Genomic DNA, 20,967 nt, shown 5'->3' with positions numbered 1-20,967 from the left:
AGTAATCCGGCGGCTTTTTACTGCTTGGCTGAAACACATTGGGGGGTGGCAGCGTGTAGACTGGCCGCCCTGAAAATCAGCGTGTCCTGGTGCCTCTCGATCGGGTGGCCCACAGACAACCTCTTGGGATAAGCAATGAGCAACGACAACGCGCAACTGGCTCGTGAAAAACGCTTCCTGGTCCTGCTGGGCATCATCTGTCTGGCCATGATAGGAGGCGCCTTGTATTTGCAGGTGGTACTCAACGAAGCGCCATGCCCCCTGTGCATCCTGCAACGCTACGGTTTCCTGTTGATCGCCATTTTCGCGTTTGCCGGTGCGGCCATGCGAGGTCGTACCGCCCTGACCCTGTGCGAGGGACTGGTAGTGCTCAGCGCCATCGGCGGCATGGTGGCAGCGGCCAATCACGCCTGGGTCCTGGCTCATCCAACCTCCAGTTGCGGCGTCGACGTGCTGCAACCCATTGTCGATGGGCTACCGCTTGCCACACTGCTGCCTTCGGTGTTTTCGGTGCAGGGTTTCTGCGTGACCCCTTACCCGCCGATCCTGGGATTGTCACTGCCGCAATGGGCGCTGGTGGCTTTCGTGCTGACCACAGTGCTGGTCCCGGTAGGGGTCTGGCGCAACCGCAGACCCTCGCGGCAGTGGTAACAATTATTCTTCATGTGCGTGCCAATGACGGGGGGTGCGACAATCTTCCGATTGACGGGCATGACCGCCTGTCTGCTGGCCACAAGCCTTATTCTGCAAGGCTTTTAGTCGGCGTCCCAGGGGTGCGACATCATGTCGCAAGCTATTGAATTCAGGCGGTATTGTTGCATAATGCGGGAATAACTGTTGTTGAAGTAGCCATAGTTTTTGCAGGGTCACCTCACTACAATCGCGGCAATTCGTCTCAGTTGGCGATTGCCCAGCTGGGGTGCCGAGCCGCTCTACGGCGCACTCGGCAGACTCGCGAAGCCGTCTTGGCGTTCCTGTCCCGCACCTTGCGGTAACACCTTGGAACCCGACGGAATGCGTCTGAAAACAGGCTGTTTTTCCTCGCGTCAACTAGCCTGCGAAGTCATAAGAAGAAAGTACTGCGTCACACAGGTCTGCCCCCCAGTAGCTGCTGACTCCGAGGCAAACCCGTATTCAAATCCGATAAATGCTGGCGCTTGGCAGGTCGAAGTGTTGGCTATCAAAACACAATTGCATTGAAGCAAGCTGCTCTAGAGGTCGTGAGATGAGTAAAAAGCGTTACCCCAGACTGTTTGGCATACTGCCCTTTTTAGGCATGCTTTTTCTCGGTGGGTGCAATTGGACTCTCCTCGACCCGAAAGGGCAGGTGGGCATCGACGAGAGAAACCTTATCTACATTTCGACCGCGCTGATGCTGCTGGTGGTGGTCCCCGTGATCATCATGGCGTTCGTGTTCGCATGGAAATATCGTGCCTCCAACAAAGACGCTGACTACCAGCCCGAGTGGGCTCACTCCACCAAGATCGAAGTCGTGGTCTGGGGTATCCCGCTGCTGATCATCATCGCGCTGGGTTGGTTGACCTGGGTGTCGAGCCACCACCTGGACCCTTACCGTCCGCTGGATTCCGACGTCAAGCCGATCACCATTGAAGTGGTGTCGCTCGACTGGAAATGGCTGTTCATCTACCCGGACCAAGGCATCGCCACGGTCAACAAGGTCGTATTCCCGGCCAACACGCCAGTGCGGTTCCTGATCACGTCCGACTCGGTGATGAACTCGTTCTTCATCCCGGCACTCGGCGGCCAGATCTACGCCATGGCCGGCATGCAAACCCAGCTGCACCTGATCGCCAACGAAAACGGCGAGTTCGACGGTATTTCCGCGAACTACAGCGGCGCAGGTTTCAGCGGCATGAAGTTCAAAGCAGTGGCCACCTCTCAGGCTGATTTCAACGCCTGGGTCAGTGATGTCAAAGGCGCACCTAAACAGCTGGATTCAGCTGAATACGCGGCCTTGCTCAAACCTAGCGAGAGAAACCCTGTCGAGTTGTACTCCTCGTATCAGCCGAATCTGTTCCAGATCATCCTTGATAAATATGAAGGCATGGGCGGGAAAGGCATGAAACACGAGGAAAAAGGCATGGCCTCGATGGAAGGGATGGACATGGGCAAGCATTCAGCTGCTGGGGCAGAGGAGTAAGAGATGTTCGGTAAATTAACACTGGAAGCGATACCGTATCACGTACCAATCGTGATGGTGACGCTGGCCGTCGTTGCGCTACTGGGGGCGACAATCCTCGGGCTGATCACGTATCACAAGAAGTGGACCTACCTGTGGACCGAGTGGTTGACCACCGTCGACCACAAGCGTATTGGCGTCATGTACATCCTGGTCGCTGTCGTCATGCTGCTCCGTGGTTTTGCCGACGCCATCATGATGCGTACGCAGTTGGCGGTTGCCACCGGGGGCAACGAAGGTTTCCTGCCGCCGGAGCACTATGACCAGATCTTCACCGCTCACGGTGTGATCATGATCATCTTCATGGCCATGCCATTCATGATCGGCCTGATGAACATCGTCGTTCCTCTGCAGATCGGTGCGCGTGACGTGGCCTTCCCGTTCCTGAACTCGGTCAGCTTCTGGCTGTTCGTGGTCGGCGTGCTGCTGGTCAACATCTCCCTGGGTGTCGGCGAATTCGCCAAGACCGGCTGGGTCGCGTATCCACCGTTGGCGGGGCTGCAATACAGCCCGGGCGTTGGTGTCGACTACTACATCTGGTCACTGCAGATATCCGGTCTGGGTACCTTGCTGACGGGCGTGAACTTCGTCGTCACCATCCTCAAGATGCGTGCCCCTGGCATGACCTTGATGAAAATGCCGGTGTTCACCTGGAACTGCCTGTGCACTGCGATCCTGATCGCTGCCGCATTCCCGATCCTGACTGCTGTACTGGCCATGCTGACGCTTGACCGTTATCTGGGCTTCCACTTCTTCACCAACGAGCTTGGTGGGAACCCGATGATGTACGTCAACCTGTTCTGGGCCTGGGGTCACCCCGAGGTGTATATCCTTATCCTGCCGGCGTTCGGCGTGTTCTCGGAAGTCACCTCGACGTTCGCCAAGAAGCGCCTGTTCGGTTATGTCTCGCTGGTCTACGCAACAATCGCCATTACCGTCCTGTCGTTCGTGGTATGGCTGCACCACTTCTTCACCATGGGCTCGGGTGCCAACGTCAACGCCTTCTTCGGCATCATGACGATGATCATTGCGATTCCCACCGGCGTTAAGATCTTCACCTGGCTGTTCACGCTGTATCGCGGTCGCATCGAGTTCACGGTTCCGATGTTGTGGACCATGGGCTTCATCGTCACCTTCAGCATCGGCGGCATGACCGGCGTACTGCTGGCGGTACCGGGTGCCGACTTCGTGCTGCACAACAGCCTGTTCCTGATCGCTCACTTCCACAACGTGATCATTGGCGGTGCTGTGTTCGGTTACCTGGCAGGCTTCGCCTTCTGGTTCCCGAAAGCGTTCGGCTTCAAGCTCAACGAGCGTCTGGGCAAGTACTCCTTCTGGTGCTGGCTGGTCGGCTTCTACCTGGCCTTCATGCCGCTGTACGCACTGGGCTTCATGGGCATGACCCGTCGCCTGAACCACACCGATAACCCGGAGTGGACCCCTTGGCTGTACGCCGCATGGGTCGGTGCACTGTTCGTGGCCGCCGGTATCTTCTTTCAACTGCTGCAACTGTACGTCTCGATCCGCGACCGTGCGAAGAACCCGGATATCTCGGGCGACCCATGGGATGGCCGTACGCTGGAATGGTCGACTTCGTCGCCACCACCGTTCTACAACTTCGCCGAGCAACCTGTGGTTTCCGACCTGGACGCTTACTGGGGCATGAAAGAGCGTGGCGATGCCACGACCAAGAAAGCCGACTACAAGCAGATCCACATGCCACGCAATACCGGCATGGGCGTCATCATGGGTTTCTTCGCCCTTATCCTCGGTTTCTCGATGATCTGGCATATCTGGTGGGCTGCAGTCATTGGCCTGGCGGGCATGGTTATTTCGCTGATCGTGCGCAGCTACGATGATGACATCGACTACTACGTACCAGCTGAAGAAGTGGCACGAATCGAAGGCGAGCATCGGGCTAAATTGGCTAACGCCGCACGTCTGAACTCCTCGGTGGGGAAGGCTTAAACAATGTCCAACGCAATTCTCAATTCAGAAGTGGCTCACGAGCACGAGCACGGTCATGACGACCACCATGACGCCGGCGGCATGACTGTCTTCGGCTTCTGGATCTACCTGATGACCGACTGCATCCTGTTTGCGTCGATGTTCGCAGGTTATGCCGTACTGGTGGATAACGTGGCCGGCGGTGTGTCGGGCAAGGACATCTTCGAACTGCCGTATGTACTGGGCGAAACCGCGCTGCTGCTGTTCAGCTCGATCACCTACGGCTTTGCGATGCTGGCTCTGCACGCGGGTAATAAAAAGGGCGTGGTCACCTGGTTGGCGATCACCTTCCTCTTCGGTGCCGGCTTCATCGGCATGGAAGTCAACGAGTTTCACCATCTGATCGTAGAAGGTCACGGCCCGCAAACCAGCGGCTTCCTGACCGGCTTCTTCAGCCTGGTGGGTACTCACGGTCTGCACGTCACCAGCGGTCTGATCTGGATGGCTGTTCTGATCGCCCAGGTCTCCAAGAAAGGCCTGACCGCGACCAACGCCACCCGCATGAGCTGCCTGAGCCTGTTCTGGCACTTCCTGGACGTGGTCTGGATCTGCGTGTTCACCGTTGTCTACCTGATGGGGACCATTTAAATGGCTAACAGTCATACAACTGCCGCAGGTAGCAGCCACGGTAGCTACAAGTCGTACATGATCGGTTTCGTCCTTTCCATCATTCTGACCGCGATTCCATTCGGCCTGGTGATGTTCCCGACGATGTCCCGTGAAGCAACCCTCTGGATCGTGGTGATCTTTGCAGTGATCCAGGTGCTGGTGCACCTGGTCTACTTCCTGCACCTGGACCGCACTTCAGAGCAACGCTGGAACGTGATTGCCTTCGTCTTCTCGGCGTTGATCATCGCGTTCCTGGTCGGCCTGTCGCTGTGGATCATGTTCAGCATCCATCACTTCATGATGGCGAAGTAGGAACCCCAATGTCCGTTAAGCACTTTATCCAAATCACCAAACCGGGGATCATTTTCGGTAACGTGCTTTCTGTGGCGGGCGGCTTCTTTCTGGCCTCGCAAGGAACCGTCAACTATTGGCTGTTCCTGGCTACAGTGATTGGCACTTCATTGGTGGTGGCGTCCGGTTGTGCGTTCAACAACTGCATCGACCGCGACATCGACGTGAAAATGGAGCGTACCAAGAACCGTGTGCTGGTCCAGGGGCTGATCCCGACGTGGGTCGCCCTGGCCTATGCCACGCTTTTGGGCGTCGCCGGCCTCACAATGCTTTACAAGATCGCCAATCCGATTGCGGCGCTGTTCGGCCTGATCGGTTTCGTGATCTACGTGGTGCTGTACAGCCTGTATCTCAAGCGCAAGTCGGTGCATGGCACACTGGTCGGCAGTCTTTCCGGAGCCATGCCGCCAGTCATCGGTTACGTCGCGGTCAGCGGTCATTTCGACCTCGCAGCCCTGACGTTGCTGGTCATGTTCAGCTTGTGGCAGATGCCGCATTCCTACGCCATTGCGATCTTCCGCTTTAACGATTATCTGGCAGCATCGATTCCGGTGTTGCCAGTGAAGCGCGGGATTGTCGTGGCCAAGAAGCACATTCTGCTCTACATCCTGGCGTTCGTTCTGGCGACGCTGATGTTGACGGTGGGCGGTTATGCCGGCATGAGCTATCTCGCAGTTGCCGCAGCCATGGGCATGTACTGGTTGTACATGGCCTGGACGGGTTACAAGGCCGTGGATGACAAGGTCTGGGCACGCAAGCTGTTTGTGTTCTCGATTTTCACCATTACCGCCTTGAGCGTGATGATGTCGCTGGACTTCAAGGTGCCGTCGGAGCTGTTGCTTACCTACGCACACTGATGGCGGTGCCACGGCTTTCGAGCCTCAAGAAAACCCCGGGGTCGCATACACCTCGGGGTTTTTTTTCGTGTGGAAAATTTCTGGACAAAGGCGTCGACGAGCCCTTATCTTCCTCAAGCGCCACCACAGTGGCCAGCGTCGCTCGGACGGTTCCGGGCGCTTACGTCTTCGAGGAAATCATGTCCGAACCCCGTTCGCCGCGCCGCTTTGCGCGCATAGATCGTCTCCCCCCTTACGTTTTCAATATCACTGCCGAGCTGAAGATGGCTGCACGCCGTCGTGGCGAGGACATCATCGACTTGAGCATGGGCAACCCCGACGGGCCGACGCCGCCGCACATCGTTGAAAAATTGGTCAGCGTCGCCCAGCGCGAAGATACCCACGGTTATTCCACCTCCCGTGGCATCCCGCGCCTGCGTCGAGCGATCTCCCGCTGGTACGCCGACCGCTACCACGTCGAGATAGACCCGGAAAGCGAAGCCATCGTCACCATCGGCTCCAAGGAGGGCCTGGCACACTTGATGCTGGCGACGCTGGATCAGGGCGACACGGTGTTGGTGCCAAACCCCAGCTACCCGATCCACATTTACGGTGCCGTGATTGCCGGCGCCCAGGTGCGATCGGTGCCGTTGGTGCCGGGCGTGGATTTCTTCGCCGAGCTGGAGCGGGCGATCCGCGAAGCCATTCCAAAGCCGAAGATGATGATCCTGGGTTTCCCGTCCAACCCCACCGCGCAGTGTGTGGAGCTTGATTTCTTCGAGCGTGTGGTAGCTCTGGCCAAGCGTTATGACGTGTTAGTGGTGCATGACCTGGCCTATGCCGACATCGTCTATGACGGCTGGAAAGCGCCTTCGATCATGCAGGTCCCCGGGGCCAAAGACATTGCGGTGGAGTTCTTCACCCTGTCCAAGAGCTACAACATGGCGGGCTGGCGCATCGGCTTCATGGTGGGCAACCCCGAGTTGGTCAATGCCCTGGCTCGGATCAAGAGCTACCACGACTACGGGACATTTACCCCGTTGCAGGTGGCGGCCATTGCGGCGCTGGAAGGGGATCAGCAGTGCGTACTGGATATCGCCGAGCAGTACCGTCAGCGCCGCAACGTACTGGTCAAGGGCTTGCACGAACTGGGCTGGATGGTGGAAAACCCCAAGGCTTCGATGTATGTCTGGGCCAAGATTCCGGAGGCCTATGCACACCTCGGCTCGCTGGAGTTTGCCAAGAAATTGCTGGCCGAGGCCAAGGTCTGCGTTTCGCCAGGGATTGGTTTCGGCGAATACGGCGATGACCACGTGCGCTTTGCCCTGATCGAAAATCAGGACCGGATTCGCCAGGCCGTCCGCGGCATTCGGCAGATGTTCCGGGCCGATGGTTTCGACACTGGCCTCAAGCCGAAAAAAGCGCCCAAGGCCTGATGCCCCCACATCGCGGGCTATCCGCGATGTTCAGTTTCTCTCGCCCCCCTGCTCATCAAGCAACCGTTCGAACTGCCGTAACGGCAGGGCAGGGGAAATAAGGTGGCCCTGTACCTGATGGCACTCCAGGCGCCGTAGAAACGCCAGCTCCTGCTCAGTCTCGACGCCTTCGGCCACCACCGTCAGGCCCAACTGCCGTCCCAGGGCGACGATGCTGCCGACCGTGGAAGTCAGACACCGATTGTCCAGGCAGCCGTGTATCAAAGAGCGGTCGATCTTCAATTCGCTGTAGGGCGTGGAGGCGAGGTTGCAATACGAACTGTAGCCGCTGCCGAAGTCGTCCTGAGCCAAACCGAAGCCCTTGAACCGCAGTCGACAGGCGTTTGCGTAGTAGTTGCCCTGGTTATGGGTGGTCGAATCTTCCATCAGCTCGAAAATGATGTCCCGCGCCTCACCGCCTTCGGACTTCACCTGTTTGAGCACGCGGTCGGCCAGTTCGCTGTCGTTGAGCAGATGCGTTGGCAGGTTGATGCTGACCCGGATCTTGTGACCTTGGCGACGCCAACGCCGCTGCGCCAGTACGGTCTGCTGGATGACGACACGGAGCAAGCCACGCTCCAGCCTGAATTGTTCCAGGGCCGGCAGGAATTCGCCCGGCAGCAACACGCCGTGCTCGGGATGCTCCCAGCGAACCAATGCCTCGGCTGCTACGATACGCCCACGGCGCAGGCACATTTTCGGCTGAAACCAGGCCTGCATCTGCCGTTTACGCAGCGCCATCACCAATTGGCGACGGTCGCATGACAAATGGGGTGCCGGCGGTGAAGCCAGTGCGGGCGGTGCCTGCACGGGCCGATGAATCATCTTGCGCAGCGCCTCCATGCTCAGCGGCTTGCAGTGCAGGGCAACCACCTTGAAACCGGCAAATCGTGCCACCTGGCTGGCGCTGTGCAACATGCGCTCTGGCAATGTGCTCATCAGCGCCAAAGCGGGCTTGTAGTCCAGTGCCGCGAGTTTCTGGATCAACTGTACCCCGTCCAGGTTCGGCATCATCAAGTCACTGATGATCAGGTCGTAATGGCGCTGGCGCAGGCGCTCCAGCGCTTCGACGCCATCCGCCACCGCGTCGACGCTGACATCGGCGATCTGGTGCAGTTGGCTCAGCAGGCAATGGCGTTGGAAGGGGTGGTCCTCGACCACCAGGATACGGCAGATAGACATAAGCTCTCCTTGGCTTGGGGGTAGAGTCGCAAACAGGCGGTCAGGCGCAGCGCGGCCTGTTCAACGATTCGCCCCATACTGCCGGCGACCAGACCCCCATCCAGCGTTGGCCGTCAGTCTGGGCCCAAGGCAGAAAGGCCAGCGCCGTCAGCAAAGGGCTGTTATCGATGTTGCCCAGCGCCTCAAGAGACAGGAATGCGGCCAATACCAGCCCGTTATCGCCATCCTTCAGAAGTTGTTCGGGAGCCAGCAAGCGCAGGTCCAAGCCCTTGACCAGCGTGACCGGCCGCCCCCTGCACAGACCCCGGGTGACCGTGCGACCCAGGTATTCGGCGATGACTGTATCCGGGAAGGTGTCCAGGTCGGGCGTGACAAGGCTCAACTGGCCGATGCGGTTGCGCAGGCAGAACGCCGCCGATTGCTCGAACAGCTTCTGCACGGTGCTGATGTTGGGGCCGTGGTTTTCGACAATGAAGCGTTGGGTGCTCATCAATGCTCATCCTTGATGTCAGTTTCAGTGGATCCATTAAAGCCCCTACTTTAAACGGGGTTTCACGGAAGAAACAGACACAGAAATGAGGCAAAAAACCATGCAGATGGCTCAATCGCACCAGGGACGCAGGCGATGACGGTACAACTGGACCCAAAACAGGTAAAGGCTGATCCCCAGAAACACCAGGCCCAGTGCGGTGCAGGCCATACCCAATGCGCTGCATTGGTCGGCTGCCTGTACCATGCGCACCAGCTCCTGGAACAGGCCCAGTCGCCGGTGACTGAAAAAGCCTTCGCAGGAGTCATCCCGCCAGGCCGACAGTCCACGCCACATCATATCCACGGCGACCCCGAACACGAACAAGGCCCCAGCTACGGCGAAGCCCCGGTAACGCCGCGCGCCGCGGGTGAAATAGCCGAAGTACCACAAGATCAGCAGCGCGATCGCGGCCAGGTTGAATGCGGTCAACAGCCAAGGGGTTCCCGGCGACAGTCCCATGAGCAGCAGCAGGTTGAAGGCGACGAAGACCACCAGCCAGATCACCAGAAAAACCCATCTCACCTGTGTCGCTCCCCGTTTTCAAGGCCGACAGCATGGCAGCTTTTTGTGCCGATGCCAGCTTGTGCGCGGCCAGATCAGCCTTCAGGGCAGGATGATCAGCCGATCCGGCAGTTCATTGCGTACTCGGGTCAGCGGCACGTGGTGGTGCAGGTGCTCGCCGCAATCGGCGATGCACTTGAGAAAACCCTCCAGGGTTTTTCCCTGGCCGACAGCACGGGTGAAATCGGCGACGATCAATGCCCAGGTGTCGTTGGCAATTCGACTGGAGATCCCGTGGTCCACGAGAATCTCTACGTAACGCTCGGCTTCCGAGACAAAGATCAAGACGCCAGTGCCATGTTCGGTGTGATGCAGATCGCGCTCGAGAAACTGCCGGCGGGCCAGATTCGCCGCTCGCCAATGGCGGACATGGCGGGGCACCAGGCGCGTGGTGATCCCGGGCAGACGAAACAACAGTCCCAGGATAATGAACGTCAGCCACTGCACAACCAGCAGCCAGTGGGCATCCAGCCAGCCGGGATAGTAATTGACAAGCCCTGGCACCAGCAGTGCAATCAGTCCGGCCCAGAGCAGCGGAATGTAGGTGTAATCGTCCGCGCAGGGCGCCAGCACGGTGACCAGTTCGGCGTCGGTGGTCAGTTCCACTCGGGCAATGGCGTCGGCCACCTGGCGCTGCGCGCTTTCGTTGAGCAGGGTCATGAAGACGTGTACCTGTGCATAACGTGAGTCCCTCTGTTGCAATTCACCAGCCACCGGAGGCGCCGCCGCCGCCAAAGCTGCCGCCACCTCCGCCGAATCCACCGCCGCCACCGCCGCCACCGCCGAAGCCACCACCGCCCAGACCACCTCCCGAGCCGCGCCCGTTCCCCAGAATGCTGCCCAGCACAGCTCCGGTCAGCACCGAGTTGCCACCTCCACCCCCTCCACGCCCACCGCCCCCGCGCATCATCAGCAGCACGAAGACGATCAGGATGATGAAGGCGGGCCAGGGCACGTGCATCGGCTCTTTCCCGCGCTGCGCGGCGGGGCGTGGCTGTGCCAAGGAGTCGCCGCCCAGAACCTGGACCATGGCGACGACGCCATTGCGGATGCCGCCCGGAAAATCACCGCGTCGGAACGCCGGGATGATCAGGTTATTGATGATGATCGATGATTGTGCGTCGGTCAGTCGGCCTTCCAGACCATAACCGACTTCGATGCGCACCTTGCGCTCGTCCCTGGCCACCAGCAGCAGGGCGCCGTTGTCCTTGCCTTTCTCGCCGATGCCCCAGGCACGGCCGAGTTGGTAGCCGTAGTCTTCGATGCTGTCACCTTGCAGGTTAGGCACCGTGACCACGACGATCTGCTCGCCGCTGGCTTGCTCATGGGCCTGCAGGGTCTGCATCAGGCCCGCCTGGCTGGCGGCATCCAGCAACCCCGCCTGGTCGACCACGCGGCCGCTCAGGACCGGGAACTGCGGAGCGGCCTGAGCCAGCAGGGCGCCGGCCCACAAGCACAGGGCCAGCAGCAGGCGCAGGCTCACTGAAATTTCACGCTCGGCGCCTTGTCCGCGTCAGGGGAGGTGGCCTTGAAGTTCTCCCTGACCTGCATGTCGCGGTACATCGTCATCTGCCACAGCTTGCCGGGAAAGGTACGAATTTCCGTGTTGTAGCGCTCCACGGCGGCGATGAAATCACGACGCGCCACGGCGATACGGTTCTCCGTCCCTTCGAGCTGGGATTGCAACGCCAGGAAATTCTGGTTGGACTTCAAGTCGGGGTAGCGTTCGGACACCACCATCAAGCGGCTCAAGGCGCCACTGAGTTGCTGTTGCGCCTGATCGAACTGTTGCAACTTCTGTGGATCGTTCAAGGTGCTGGCATCCACCTGAATGGAGGTCGCCTTCGCACGGGCTTCGATGACTTTGGTCAGGGTGTCCTGCTCTTGCCGGGCATAGCCCTTGACTGTTTCCACCAGGTTGGGAATCAGGTCGGCGCGGCGCTGATACTGATTCTCGACCTGGGCCCAGGCGGCCTTGACCTGCTCATCCTTCTGCGGAATGTTGTTGATCCCGCAGCCGGCCAACAGTGTGGCGAAGAGGCCGAGTAGCACAAACTTGAGACTCATTACCCTGCTGATAGGCATGTTCATGTCCGGTACCGCTCGCTTTATGGGTGTCGATAGGGTGACAGGCCTTGCCACAGCCCGGCCTGATCCAGACAGGTTAGAAGGTGCAGCGCGAGCTGGTGTTACAATTGCGCTTGGGCAAGCGCCTGACCATTCACGTAATCTGCTCGTCTGCCGATAACCATAGCAAGGAACCACCGGGCCAGAGGCTTTTCGGTGGTTTTTCGGGCCTTGACGGCACTGCATTTTTTCACGCCTTCGCATCGAGCCATCGGGTTGGGTTGGGGCTTTTTTGGGAGGGGCGCAACTTGGGTTACGCCATAGGGCAATACGGCGGTATCACCGTCATGATTCCGGCTGCGGCTTTGATCGGTTGCTGGCTGTGGGCCTCTGCGTCGCGCAAGGCCCTGTACGCCTGGCTGATCACCTTGCTCGGCGCCTACACCCTGGTGGGTGCCAGCAAGATCATCTACAAGGGCTGGGGGGTGGGTGCCGAAAGCCTGAACATCGCGGTGATCAGCGGGCATGCGATGAACACCTGTCTGGTGGTCACCACCCTGCTCAGCCTGCTGTTCCGGCAGATCGACCATCGGCTGCGCTGGGTGGGCGCGGGTGTCGGCCTGCTGTTCTCCTGGTGGTTTGCCTGCTTCTGCGTCGCGCCCGATATCCACCCGTTGTCCGAGGCGCTGGCAGGCGTCATTGTCGGCACCCTGGCTTGCAGCCTGTTTCTGTGGGTGACCCGCGATGAGCACATCGCACCGTTTTCCCGGCGAGCGCTGGCCTTTGGCTTTGTGGTGCTGGTGGTAAGTGCCAGTTTCCCCAAATACACCGCCGAGGCGGTGCTGGGGCATGTGGCGGTAAGCTTGTCGGGCGCGGCGGTTCCTTATGACCGGGCACACTGGCGGTCGAAGATGTCCGGTGAGCTGAACTCCGAACAGTAAAGGTCAGCTGGAAAGTCGTGCCTTTGCCATTGTGTTGCTCTCCGGTACGGTGCCGGGCATTCGGGAAACGATAAAGGGCTTTTCGAAGCAGTGAAACGTGACCACCGATAGCACCGAGGCGGCGCCCAGCACCAGCGGGAAGAAACCGATGAAGTCAGTCAGCTCGCTACCCTTGAATTGAAACAGGCCGAAGCGGGTAAAAGCCATATACAGTACGAGGCCGTGGGTCAGGTACAGGCTGTAGCTGATCTCGCCCAACGCCTTCAGGCCTTTGCCGGCCAGCAGCCCGAAGAGGTCATTGCCTGACGCGATGATCAGGAAAGGCACGGCCAGGGTCACGATCTGCAGGGCGGTGAAGGATGGCAGCGCCATGGCGTCGACCAACATCACCACCGCGATGGCCCCCATCAGACGGGTGTTGAGGATCTCCAGCCACTCCGGCCGGTGACGCTTGACCCACACTGGCAGAAATCCGGCCAGAAACAGCGGCGCCATCATCGGCCGGATGACCCCCAGCGCCATGCCGGCCACAGTGATTGCCACCACCACCCATGACATCAGGGTGTACTTGCCGTAGAACCGGCGATTGCACAGCGTCGCCAGTGCCGGCAGCGACAGGTAGAACAGCCACTCATAGCGCAGCGTCCAATGGGCGCCGGCGGTGATCAGGTTGCTGTCCGGGAAGCCGAAGAACGGGCCACCGGAGAACACCAGCCACTTGAGCATCTCCTTGAGCAATTGGGCCAGGCTGACCGGGGCGAAATGGGCTTCGACCATGCTCAGCATCAGCACGCCGATCATCACTGCCAGGTACAGCGGCATGATCCGCAGCACCCGCGAGGTCAGGATGTCGATCCAGTCCGGGGTGCGCTGGTAGACCTTTCCGAAAAACAGAAAGCCGGTGATCATGAAAAACAGCGAAACCGGCACGTAGCCCAGATTGCACAGCACATCGCTCTGGGGCGGTACCCAGGCGCCTCCGGTCTTCCAGAAGTAAGTGATGACCATGTGGTGGCAAACTACCGCAGTCGCTAGAATCCCGCGCAGGGCATCCAGCGGTGACGAGCGCCCATGGGCGTGGGGAGTGACGATCGAGGTGTGCGCGAAAAGCTTGCAGAGCACGAACATGGACAGCAGGTAAACGGTGACCACAAGAGCGGTTGAGCCCATGTCGCAATCCTTAGGGTTGAACCGAAGGTAGTCTGATATTCCGTGCATCAAGCATGGGCACGCTACAACAGATCGGTATCGGCGGCATCCTGAATTTCTTGAGGGGCGAAAAAATAACGTTCGCGATCGGCATCAGGTATGGATTTGCCAACCTCAGGTCCAGCATCGACTTGCCTGATCATCGGCGCCGTCATGCTAAACAAGCTGTTGACCACAGCAAGGATCGCCTTGATGAATGCCACTGTTTCGACGCCGCGATTTGGCGTGTTCTGTTTCGCGAGCTTTCTGCTTTCAATGTCCTACGGCGTGACCTTCTTGCTCACGCTGTTGGTGACCTCGTTTGGCGGTAACGAGCGCGATGCCGGGCAAGTATTTGCCGTCGCCATGCTCAGCACCTTGGCCGCCGTCCTCGGTTCGGGCCATCTCATGCAACGCCTGGGCGCATCGCGCGCCATCGCCATCGGCACGGTGTTTCTGGTGCTGGCATCGCTGGGATTTGCCAGTGCGCCCGGGGTGGGCGTCTGGTTGATGGCCTGCGGCTTTCTGCTCGGCGTGGGTTGGGGGGTGTTCTATACGCTGGGCCCGATCATGGTCGCCGACAGCGTCGAACCCGCTCGCCGTACCCACTGTTTTGCGCTGTTGTCGGGGAGCATGTTGACCGGTATCGGCACGGGTCCGTTGCTGGGCAAACTCACCGGTTACCTGGGCGTATCCGTTCAGCAGGCATTTCTCTGCGCTGCCATCGCGGCAGCGCTGGGCGGCCTGTACTTCTGGCGGCGGGGCGCGCGCTGGCAGGGGTCGAAACCGCGAGAGCAGATCAGCCTGGGCAGCAGCGCCACGGTCCTGCGTTCGCCTTCGGCATGGTCGATTCTCATGGTCGGGCTGGGTGGCGCGATTTTCGGCGGGCTGGGCAGTTTCCAGACCACCTACGCCGCTGACCATGGTCTGGATTACTCGCTGTTTTTCATCGGCTTCATGGGGGCGGCCATCGGCTGTCGCCTGTTGATTGCCGGCTGGGTAGTCAAGCGCAACCCTTTCGCGGCCTCCTGCGTGTTGACGAGCTTGATGCTGGTGGCAGTGTTCGGTTTTGGCGAGTGGGTGGAGGGCAGTGTCAGCTATGTCCTGACGGCAGCCTTGCTCGGTATTGGTTACGGCTTGAACTACTCGGTGATCAATGGCCTGGCGGCCAATGAAGCGCCGTCGGGGACCACGGCACAAGCGTTGCTGTTGTTCAGCCTGGCTTACTTCATCGGCGTCTTCGGGTTTCCCTTTTTGGCGGGCAGGTTGATCAGCCACACCGGGGTCTACGGGATGTGGGTAAGCACGGTGCTGATTGCGCTGTTGGTGTGGGGGGTGAGCACGGGACGCTATATACGTTGGCAGTGGGCCAAAAAAGGCTAAACATGCCCTCTCGTTGGCCGATAAGCCCTGTAGTCAATTGCGTCGCCACAATGATCGGACAAGAAGGAGCTGGCATGAGCGAGAACGTATGGGCGGTACCGATGGAGGAGCCAGAGGAACCGGGTGCAGGGGCAACCGTTGAGCAGCAGTTCTACGTCGTTTCGCCGGCAAAACTGATGACCCTGGCGGTGTTGAGTCTCGGCTTTTACTTCCTTTTTTGGGCGCACAGAAACTGGAGTCTTTATCGAGCCGCTACGGGTGAAAAGGTCTGGCCGCCGGCACGGGCACTGTTCTACATCTTCTTCGTCCATCAGCTCTACCACAAAGCCGAAGCAAGCATTCGGGCCAGCGGCCGTGTCTACGCGCCGAAGGTCGAGCCTTGGGCCACCCTGTTTGTGCTGCTCACCGTGGCAGTCAGTCTATTGGATGTAGTCAGTCGCACTGTCCCCAGCGTGGCCGAGTTCGGCGCCTGGGCACTTTGGGTTCTGCCGCTGCGTGCCTACGCCTTGAGCAAGAGCCAGGGCATACTGAATTTCGCCGCCAACGACCCGGCAGCGCGAAGCAATTCGGGCTTCACCCTGTGGAACTACCTGCTCATCGTGCCGGGCGTGCTGCTGTGGTTCTTCATTCTGTATGGGGCGTACCTGCTGCATCGCGCCGGCCACTGAGTCAGGACGCGGCAAACGCCTGCAGCGTCGCACCGTCCAGTCGGTACCGGACCCATTCCGCCTGGGGTTCTGCGCCGATGGACTGGTAGAACTGGATCTCCGGTTCGTTCCAGTCCAGCACACTCCATTCAAACCGCCCGCAACCCCTGGCGCAGGCTTCGCGGGCGAGGTACTTGAGCAGCAACTTGCCCGCGCCTCCGCCACGCTCGGTCTGGCTGATGTACAAGTCCTCCAGATACAGCCCGTTACGTCCCTGCCACGTCGAATAATTGAAAAAGTACACGGCAAAACCGATGGGCTGGCCGTCCCGCAGACAGATGAGGCCGTGGGCGGTGGCATCGTCGGCGAACAGGGTGCGCTGGATGTCCGCGACAGTGGCGATGACCTCATGGCGGGCATTTTCGTAGATGGCGAGATCGGTGATGAAGGCGAGGATCTGTGCGGCATCGGTGATCTGGGCGGGGCGGATTTCGAGGGTCAAGGTGGGGTCATCCGTGCTGTGGGGATACAGAGGGTAATGGAGGCGCGGGCCGGCTGCATCTGTTTGAGTGAAGATGGAGTGCACGTTCGACGTTTTAGTAGTGTTGTAGGATGACCTGTCATTTCTCAGCGGTATCAGCGATAAGTGAGGTCGGCTAGTAAATCGCTCTAAGTCAATGGATTCAGGCTAAAAATGTTCTCTTGAAATATTTTTAATTAAATTTTGACGTAAACACTGCAATCGAAATTTATCTAGTGGTACGATCTCTTGCCCGTGATGAGCCAGACGATACCCGAGTATCGCGCCCAGTGGCGGACAGGTCTCGACCTGCCGCCGCAGCATGACCCAGCATAAGTAGAGCAGCCGTTCAGGTTTGCCAGCCCTTCTCTGAATTCGCGGATGCCCGCGCCCCACATTTCCCGAGCTTCGGCGAGTGCGTGGGAGGCTGCCCGCTGATCGGGCGCAGAGGGTTGCATTGTGTCTGAAGAGCGTTCGGTGGTTTTTTCTGCGTCATCCGGTTTCGCAAGCAGACCAGGTGAGCCCCACATGTTGTTAGCCTCGCAAGTGTCCCGAAGGAAGTTTCTGCTTTCTTCATTGATTGCCCTGCCCGCCATGGGCGTCATGGTCAAAGGCCTCAGTGCCGCCGCCGCCGCCGACATGGTTGCGCCGGACCTGTACAGCTACAGACCGACCTTCTTCGATGCCACCCAGTGGGCGTTCATCATGGCCGCGAGTGATTGCCTGATCCCGGGCGGTGGCCGCGGGCCAGGGGCGTTGGACAGCAACGTGCCGATCTTCGTCGACCAACAACTGGCCACAGGGCTGGGCAGCGAGGTCTATCTGGAAGGGCCATTCGAGCTCAAGGCACCGGCTACCCTGGGTTATCAGTTGCCCTACACGCCGCAAGATATCTATCGCAGAGGTATCCAGGCCGCTCAGGCCTGGTGCCAGCAGGTCCACGGCGCCAATTTTGTCGCGCTGGACCTGCCCGCCAAGAACGACCTGCTGAAAAGCCTGCAGGCCGGCAAGATCGACTTTTCCGCTTTCGGCGAAGAGATTCTCGGTTCGAAACTGTTCTTCAGCGAACTGCTGAAAAACACCCGCAACGGCTATCTGGCCGATCCCATCTACGGCGGTAACAAAGGCATGCGCGCATGGATTGCCATCGGCTTTCCTGGTGCTCGTGCCAGCTACCTGGAGTGGGTCGCCCAGCACAACGTCAAATACCCTCTGGGTCCCGTCAGCCTCGGCGGCGCACGCGGCTAAGCCCCGGTCGGGCAGGTCACGCCTCAATTTATCGAGAGATCTATGGCAACTATTACCAATGACGAGGTCGACGTCGTAGTCGTCGGCCTGGGCTGGGCAGGTTCGTTGATGAGCATCGAACTGGCGCAGGCCGGTTTGAAAGTACGGGCACTGGAGCGCGGCGAAGACCGCACTAACGCCGATTTCGCCTACCCCAAACCCGCCGACGAATATGCGTATGGCGTGAAGAACAAGATCATGGTCACCCCCCGTGACGGTGCGCTGACCGTTCGCCATGGCCTCAGCGACACTGCCTTGCCCACCCGTCAGTGGGGCGCTTTTGTGCCCGGCACCGGCGTCGGTGGTTCGGGCCTGCACTGGACGGGCGTGCTGATCCGCCCGACACCCATTGACCTCAAGCTCAAGACCTATGCCGACCAGTTCTACAAGCCCGGCCAGTTGGGCGACGGCATGCAGGTGCAGGACTTCCCGTTCACCTGGGAAGAGATCGAACCGTTCATGGACCGTTTCGACAAGATCTGCGGCCTGTCCGGCAACACCGGCAACTTGCAAGGCCGCATCATGCCCGGCGGCGACCCCTTCGAAGGGCCGCGCTCTGAAGCCTTTCCGCTGCCGGCGCTGCAGGACACCCTGAACACCACGATGTTTTCCGAGGCAGCACGCACGCTCGGTTACCACCCGTTTCCCAATCCGTCAGCCAACGTCTCGCAGGCCTGGACCAACCCGTATGGCAACCAGCTGGCGCCGTGCAACTATTGCGGCTATTGCAGCAAATACCCTTGCCTGAACTACTCCAAGGCCTCGCCGCAAACCGCTGTGCTGGATGCGCTCAAGCGTATGGAAAACTTTTCCTATCGGGCCAATTCCAACGTGCTGCGCGTCGACCTGCACCCGGATGGCAAGACCGCTCGGGGCGTCACCTATGCTGACAGTCAAGGCAATGAAGTCTTCCAGCCGGCGAAAATCGTCGTACTGGCGGCTTTCCAGTTCGTCAACGTGCGCCTGATGCTGCTGTCGAAAATCGGCACGCCCTACGACCCGGTCAGCGGTACCGGCACCATCGGTCGCAACTACGCGTTCCTCAGCAACGGCGCCACCACGCTGTTCTTCAAGGACAAGCACTTCAACCCGTTCGCCACTGCCGGCGCCACCGGACAGATGTTCAACGACGTCTCGCCGGGCAACTTCGACGGCCCGGGCCTGGGCATTCTCGGCGGCGCCAAGATCCACAGCTCGCAATCCTCCGGCACCCCCATCGGCACCTCGCTGCCCAGCGGCACGCCGGAGTGGGGGCAGGGCTGGAAGGACGGCATGGTCGACTGGTATGGCCACTCGATGAAGATCGGTATCACCACCAGTTGCATGTCCTACCGCGGCCACTACGTCGACCTCGACCCGACCTACAAGGATCCCTGGGGCCTGCCGTTGCTGCGCATCACCTTCGACTGGAAGCCCAACGAGCTGAAACTGCAGCAGTACTTGCGCAGCATCGTGCTGAACATCACCAAGGAGCTCGCACCGGACAGCTACTCGGAGAGCTACCTGGGCCTGGATTCGCATTGGGACATCACCAAGTACGTGTCCACTCACAACGTAGGGGGCGCGGTGATGGGGGATTCTCCGCAGACCAGCGCCCTGAACCGCTACCTGCAAAGCTGGGACGTGCACAACGTGTTCGTGCCGGGGGGCAATGCCTTCCCGCAGAACTTTCAGGCCAACCCCACTTCGATGATAGGCGCGCTGACCCTGTGGGCGGCCAAGGCCATCAAGGAGCAATACCTGACAAACCCTGGCCCGTTGGTGAGCGCATGAGAAACAACGCCGTGAAACCCAATCGCCGTCGCCCGTGGCTTATCTTCCCGGTGCTGATCATTGTGCTGTGCTTCGTCGCGATAGCGTTCAGCCATGTGCTCGATCGCAGTGGTGACGTCTCGGCCCGCCTGCCCCAGACGGTGACCCCGGCGCTGATCGCCCAAGGCGAAACCCTGGCGCGAGCGGGCGACTGCGTGGCCTGTCATACCGACCACGGTGGCAAACCCTTTGCTGGCGGGTTGGGCATCCAATCACCGATCGGCACGATCTATGCCACTAACATCACTCCCGATAAAGCCACCGGTATCGGCAGCTGGACGTATGGCGACTTCGAGCGCGCCGTACGTCGTGGTATCGGCCATGACGGTAGCGCCCTTTACCCGGCGATGCCGTTCCCTTCCTACGCCAAGGTCACAGACGCTGATACCCAGGCGCTGTATGCGTACTTCATGAACGCAGTGGCGCCCGTGCAGCAGGCCAATCGCACCAACGACATCCCCTGGCCGCTCTCGGCACGATGGCCGCTGGCGTATTGGCGCAGTCTGTTTTCCCCGACGCCCGCTCCAGGCAACAGCCCGGCGATGCTGTCCAGCGATCCACGCATCGCTCGCGGTGCCTATCTGGTCCAAGGCCTTGGTCACTGCGGCTCCTGCCATACGCCAAGGGCTTTGAGCATGCAGGAAAAAGGGCTCGATGAGACCAACGCTAATTATCTGGGCGGCGCCGAGCTCAACGAATGGGCAGTACCGCCCCTGCGTGGCGTGAAGCATTGGTCGGCGGATGAACTGGTGGCGTACCTGGCCACCGGGCGCAACAGCACGGCGTCGGTGGCCGGCGAAATGAAGGATGTGGTGGCCAACAGCACTTCCCGCATGAGTCAGGAGGAGTTGCAGGCCATTGCAGCTTATCTGAAGTCGATTCCTTCTGAGGACCCACCGGTGAGCAGCGACCTGGAGTCACGTCGTGCCGCGACCATCAGGAAGCTGACGGCGGCCACCGATCTGAGCCTTGGGCAACGGTTGTATCTGGACAACTGCGGCGCCTGCCACTTTGTCACTGGCTTGGGCGCGCCACGCACCTTCCCGCGCCTGGATGGCGCCTCGATCATCAACAGCCCGAATCCGACCGGCTTGATTCACGTGATCCTGGCGGGTGCGCAAACGCCTTCCACGGCGCAAGCGCCTTCGGTGCTGCCGATGCCTGGCTTCGCCGGCCGGATGGACGACACGGAAGTGGCCGAACTCGCGACGTTTCTGCGCAAAGGATGGGGCAACGATGCGCCGACCGTGACGGCGGGGCAGGTGGGTGAAGTGCGCAAGGGTTTGCCGGTGAGGCATGTGGGAGACGCGGGGTTGGGGGCTCATAACGCTCAATAACGTTCACCCATAAAAAAGGGCCTTTCGAAGGC

General features: G+C 59.9%; 22 protein-coding genes. 13 read left to right on the top strand and 9 right to left on the bottom strand.

What is annotated here, in order from left to right; translation table 11 throughout:
* The first annotated feature begins 135 nt into the window (after window positions 1-135).
* From HB675_RS14925 to alaC, 7 genes are all read left to right on the top strand, one after another.
* A complete protein-coding gene (locus tag HB675_RS14925) occupies window positions 136-651 on the top strand; it encodes a disulfide bond formation protein B (protein ID WP_213879101.1) in 516 nt (171 codons plus the stop codon).
* Window positions 652-1,225: 574 nt separating this feature from the next.
* On the top strand, window positions 1,226-2,161 hold the full coding sequence (gene cyoA / locus HB675_RS14920) for a ubiquinol oxidase subunit II (protein WP_213879100.1): 936 nt from the start codon (window positions 1,226-1,228) through the stop codon (window positions 2,159-2,161).
* Between the two features lie 3 nt (window positions 2,162-2,164).
* Entirely contained in the window at window positions 2,165-4,168 is a 2,004-nt protein-coding gene (gene cyoB / locus HB675_RS14915; RefSeq protein ID WP_213879099.1) for a cytochrome o ubiquinol oxidase subunit I, read from the top strand.
* Between the two features lie 3 nt (window positions 4,169-4,171).
* Window positions 4,172-4,795: a cytochrome o ubiquinol oxidase subunit III gene (locus tag HB675_RS14910; RefSeq protein ID WP_213879098.1), complete on the top strand. Its 624-nt coding sequence runs from the start codon at window positions 4,172-4,174 to the stop codon at window positions 4,793-4,795.
* Window positions 4,796-5,128: a cytochrome o ubiquinol oxidase subunit IV gene (gene cyoD, locus HB675_RS14905; protein WP_213879097.1), complete on the top strand. Its 333-nt coding sequence runs from the start codon at window positions 4,796-4,798 to the stop codon at window positions 5,126-5,128.
* Window positions 5,129-5,136: 8 nt separating this feature from the next.
* Window positions 5,137-6,024 (top strand): heme o synthase, encoded by an 888-nt coding sequence (gene cyoE, locus HB675_RS14900; protein WP_213879096.1) that lies wholly within the window; start codon window positions 5,137-5,139, stop codon window positions 6,022-6,024.
* A gap of 179 nt (window positions 6,025-6,203) precedes the next feature.
* Window positions 6,204-7,439 carry an alanine transaminase gene (gene alaC, locus HB675_RS14895; RefSeq protein ID WP_213879095.1) on the top strand — a complete coding sequence of 412 codons (1,236 nt, stop codon included), beginning with the start codon at window positions 6,204-6,206 and terminating at the stop codon, window positions 7,437-7,439.
* Between the two features lie 30 nt (window positions 7,440-7,469).
* On the opposite strand, the gene HB675_RS14890 is transcribed toward alaC, so the two are convergent.
* From HB675_RS14890 to HB675_RS14865, 6 genes are all read right to left on the bottom strand, one after another.
* Window positions 7,470-8,660, bottom strand: coding sequence for an EAL domain-containing protein (locus HB675_RS14890; protein WP_213879094.1), 1,191 nt, complete (start codon window positions 8,658-8,660; stop codon window positions 7,470-7,472).
* 40 nt (window positions 8,661-8,700) lie between these two features.
* The gene (locus HB675_RS14885; RefSeq protein WP_213879093.1) at window positions 8,701-9,150 is read right to left on the bottom strand and encodes a hypothetical protein; all 450 of its coding nucleotides are present in this window, start codon (window positions 9,148-9,150) and stop codon (window positions 8,701-8,703) included.
* 111 nt (window positions 9,151-9,261) lie between these two features.
* Window positions 9,262-9,714 (bottom strand): hypothetical protein, encoded by a 453-nt coding sequence (locus tag HB675_RS14880; RefSeq protein ID WP_213879092.1) that lies wholly within the window; start codon window positions 9,712-9,714, stop codon window positions 9,262-9,264.
* Window positions 9,715-9,795: 81 nt separating this feature from the next.
* On the bottom strand, window positions 9,796-10,413 hold the full coding sequence (locus HB675_RS14875; RefSeq protein WP_213879091.1) for a hypothetical protein: 618 nt from the start codon (window positions 10,411-10,413) through the stop codon (window positions 9,796-9,798).
* Between the two features lie 43 nt (window positions 10,414-10,456).
* Window positions 10,457-11,242, bottom strand: coding sequence for a TPM domain-containing protein (locus HB675_RS14870; protein WP_213879242.1), 786 nt, complete (start codon window positions 11,240-11,242; stop codon window positions 10,457-10,459).
* Window positions 11,233-11,838, bottom strand: coding sequence for a LemA family protein (locus HB675_RS14865; protein ID WP_256737571.1), 606 nt, complete (start codon window positions 11,836-11,838; stop codon window positions 11,233-11,235). Before HB675_RS14865 ends, HB675_RS14870 begins: the two co-directional genes overlap by 10 nt.
* Before the next feature lie 290 nt (window positions 11,839-12,128).
* Between HB675_RS14865 and HB675_RS14860 the strand changes: the two genes are divergently transcribed.
* On the top strand, window positions 12,129-12,761 hold the full coding sequence (locus HB675_RS14860; protein ID WP_256737563.1) for a hypothetical protein: 633 nt from the start codon (window positions 12,129-12,131) through the stop codon (window positions 12,759-12,761).
* 3 nt (window positions 12,762-12,764) lie between these two features.
* Here the strand turns inward: HB675_RS14860 and HB675_RS14855 are convergent, their stop codons facing one another.
* Both HB675_RS14855 and HB675_RS14850 read right to left on the bottom strand, forming a co-directional pair.
* Window positions 12,765-13,931 (bottom strand): acyltransferase, encoded by a 1,167-nt coding sequence (locus HB675_RS14855; RefSeq protein WP_213879089.1) that lies wholly within the window; start codon window positions 13,929-13,931, stop codon window positions 12,765-12,767.
* 62 nt (window positions 13,932-13,993) lie between these two features.
* A complete protein-coding gene (locus HB675_RS14850; protein WP_213879088.1) occupies window positions 13,994-14,173 on the bottom strand; it encodes a hypothetical protein in 180 nt (59 codons plus the stop codon).
* On the opposite strand from HB675_RS14850, the gene HB675_RS14845 reads away from it, so the two are divergent.
* Window positions 14,163-15,332, top strand: a complete 1,170-nt coding sequence (locus HB675_RS14845; RefSeq protein ID WP_213879087.1) for an MFS transporter — start codon at window positions 14,163-14,165, stop codon at window positions 15,330-15,332. The genes HB675_RS14850 and HB675_RS14845 overlap by 11 nt on opposite strands.
* Before the next feature lie 74 nt (window positions 15,333-15,406).
* On the top strand, window positions 15,407-16,000 hold the full coding sequence (locus HB675_RS14840) for a hypothetical protein (protein WP_213879086.1): 594 nt from the start codon (window positions 15,407-15,409) through the stop codon (window positions 15,998-16,000).
* Between the two features lies 1 nt (window position 16,001).
* Here HB675_RS14840 and HB675_RS14835 read toward each other — a convergent pair whose 3' ends face one another.
* A complete protein-coding gene (locus tag HB675_RS14835) occupies window positions 16,002-16,481 on the bottom strand; it encodes a GNAT family N-acetyltransferase (protein WP_213879085.1) in 480 nt (159 codons plus the stop codon).
* A 546-nt stretch (window positions 16,482-17,027) separates the two neighbouring features.
* On the opposite strand from HB675_RS14835, the gene HB675_RS14830 reads away from it, so the two are divergent.
* The 3 genes from HB675_RS14830 to HB675_RS14820 are packed head-to-tail and all read left to right on the top strand — an operon-like array spanning window position 17,028 to window position 20,935.
* Window positions 17,028-17,747, top strand: a complete 720-nt coding sequence (locus HB675_RS14830) for a gluconate 2-dehydrogenase subunit 3 family protein (protein ID WP_213879084.1) — start codon at window positions 17,028-17,030, stop codon at window positions 17,745-17,747.
* A gap of 42 nt (window positions 17,748-17,789) precedes the next feature.
* Window positions 17,790-19,559, top strand: a complete 1,770-nt coding sequence (locus HB675_RS14825) for a GMC family oxidoreductase (protein WP_213879083.1) — start codon at window positions 17,790-17,792, stop codon at window positions 19,557-19,559.
* Window positions 19,556-20,935, top strand: a complete 1,380-nt coding sequence (locus HB675_RS14820; RefSeq protein ID WP_218626561.1) for a cytochrome c — start codon at window positions 19,556-19,558, stop codon at window positions 20,933-20,935. Before HB675_RS14825 ends, HB675_RS14820 begins: the two co-directional genes overlap by 4 nt.
* Window positions 20,936-20,967 lie beyond the last annotated feature (32 nt).

The organism is Pseudomonas sp. dw_358 (genome assembly GCF_018449655.1).
Classification (GTDB): domain Bacteria; phylum Pseudomonadota; class Gammaproteobacteria; order Pseudomonadales; family Pseudomonadaceae; genus Aquipseudomonas.
The sequence above is the reverse complement of the archived record's forward strand: the minus strand, read 5'-3'. Positions and strand labels throughout refer to the sequence as shown.

What these genes read in the sequence shown, in the direction of transcription:
- HB675_RS14925 (WP_213879101.1), top strand. Translation starts at nt 136, where the DNA reads ATGAGCAACGACAACGCGCAACTGGCTCGTGAAAAACGCTTCCTGGTC.
- cyoA (WP_213879100.1), top strand. Translation starts at nt 1,226, where the DNA reads ATGAGTAAAAAGCGTTACCCCAGACTGTTTGGCATACTGCCCTTTTTA.
- cyoB (WP_213879099.1), top strand. Translation starts at nt 2,165, where the DNA reads ATGTTCGGTAAATTAACACTGGAAGCGATACCGTATCACGTACCAATC.
- HB675_RS14910 (WP_213879098.1), top strand. Translation starts at nt 4,172, where the DNA reads ATGTCCAACGCAATTCTCAATTCAGAAGTGGCTCACGAGCACGAGCAC.
- cyoD (WP_213879097.1), top strand. Translation starts at nt 4,796, where the DNA reads ATGGCTAACAGTCATACAACTGCCGCAGGTAGCAGCCACGGTAGCTAC.
- cyoE (WP_213879096.1), top strand. Translation starts at nt 5,137, where the DNA reads ATGTCCGTTAAGCACTTTATCCAAATCACCAAACCGGGGATCATTTTC.
- alaC (WP_213879095.1), top strand. Translation starts at nt 6,204, where the DNA reads ATGTCCGAACCCCGTTCGCCGCGCCGCTTTGCGCGCATAGATCGTCTC.
- HB675_RS14890 (WP_213879094.1), bottom strand. Translation starts at nt 8,660, where the DNA reads ATGTCTATCTGCCGTATCCTGGTGGTCGAGGACCACCCCTTCCAACGC.
- HB675_RS14885 (WP_213879093.1), bottom strand. Translation starts at nt 9,150, where the DNA reads ATGAGCACCCAACGCTTCATTGTCGAAAACCACGGCCCCAACATCAGC.
- HB675_RS14875 (WP_213879091.1), bottom strand. Translation starts at nt 10,413, where the DNA reads ATGACCCTGCTCAACGAAAGCGCGCAGCGCCAGGTGGCCGACGCCATT.
- HB675_RS14865 (WP_256737571.1), bottom strand. Translation starts at nt 11,838, where the DNA reads ATGCCTATCAGCAGGGTAATGAGTCTCAAGTTTGTGCTACTCGGCCTC.
- HB675_RS14855 (WP_213879089.1), bottom strand. Translation starts at nt 13,931, where the DNA reads ATGGGCTCAACCGCTCTTGTGGTCACCGTTTACCTGCTGTCCATGTTC.
- HB675_RS14845 (WP_213879087.1), top strand. Translation starts at nt 14,163, where the DNA reads ATGAATGCCACTGTTTCGACGCCGCGATTTGGCGTGTTCTGTTTCGCG.
- HB675_RS14840 (WP_213879086.1), top strand. Translation starts at nt 15,407, where the DNA reads ATGAGCGAGAACGTATGGGCGGTACCGATGGAGGAGCCAGAGGAACCG.
- HB675_RS14830 (WP_213879084.1), top strand. Translation starts at nt 17,028, where the DNA reads ATGTTGTTAGCCTCGCAAGTGTCCCGAAGGAAGTTTCTGCTTTCTTCA.
- HB675_RS14825 (WP_213879083.1), top strand. Translation starts at nt 17,790, where the DNA reads ATGGCAACTATTACCAATGACGAGGTCGACGTCGTAGTCGTCGGCCTG.
- HB675_RS14820 (WP_218626561.1), top strand. Translation starts at nt 19,556, where the DNA reads ATGAGAAACAACGCCGTGAAACCCAATCGCCGTCGCCCGTGGCTTATC.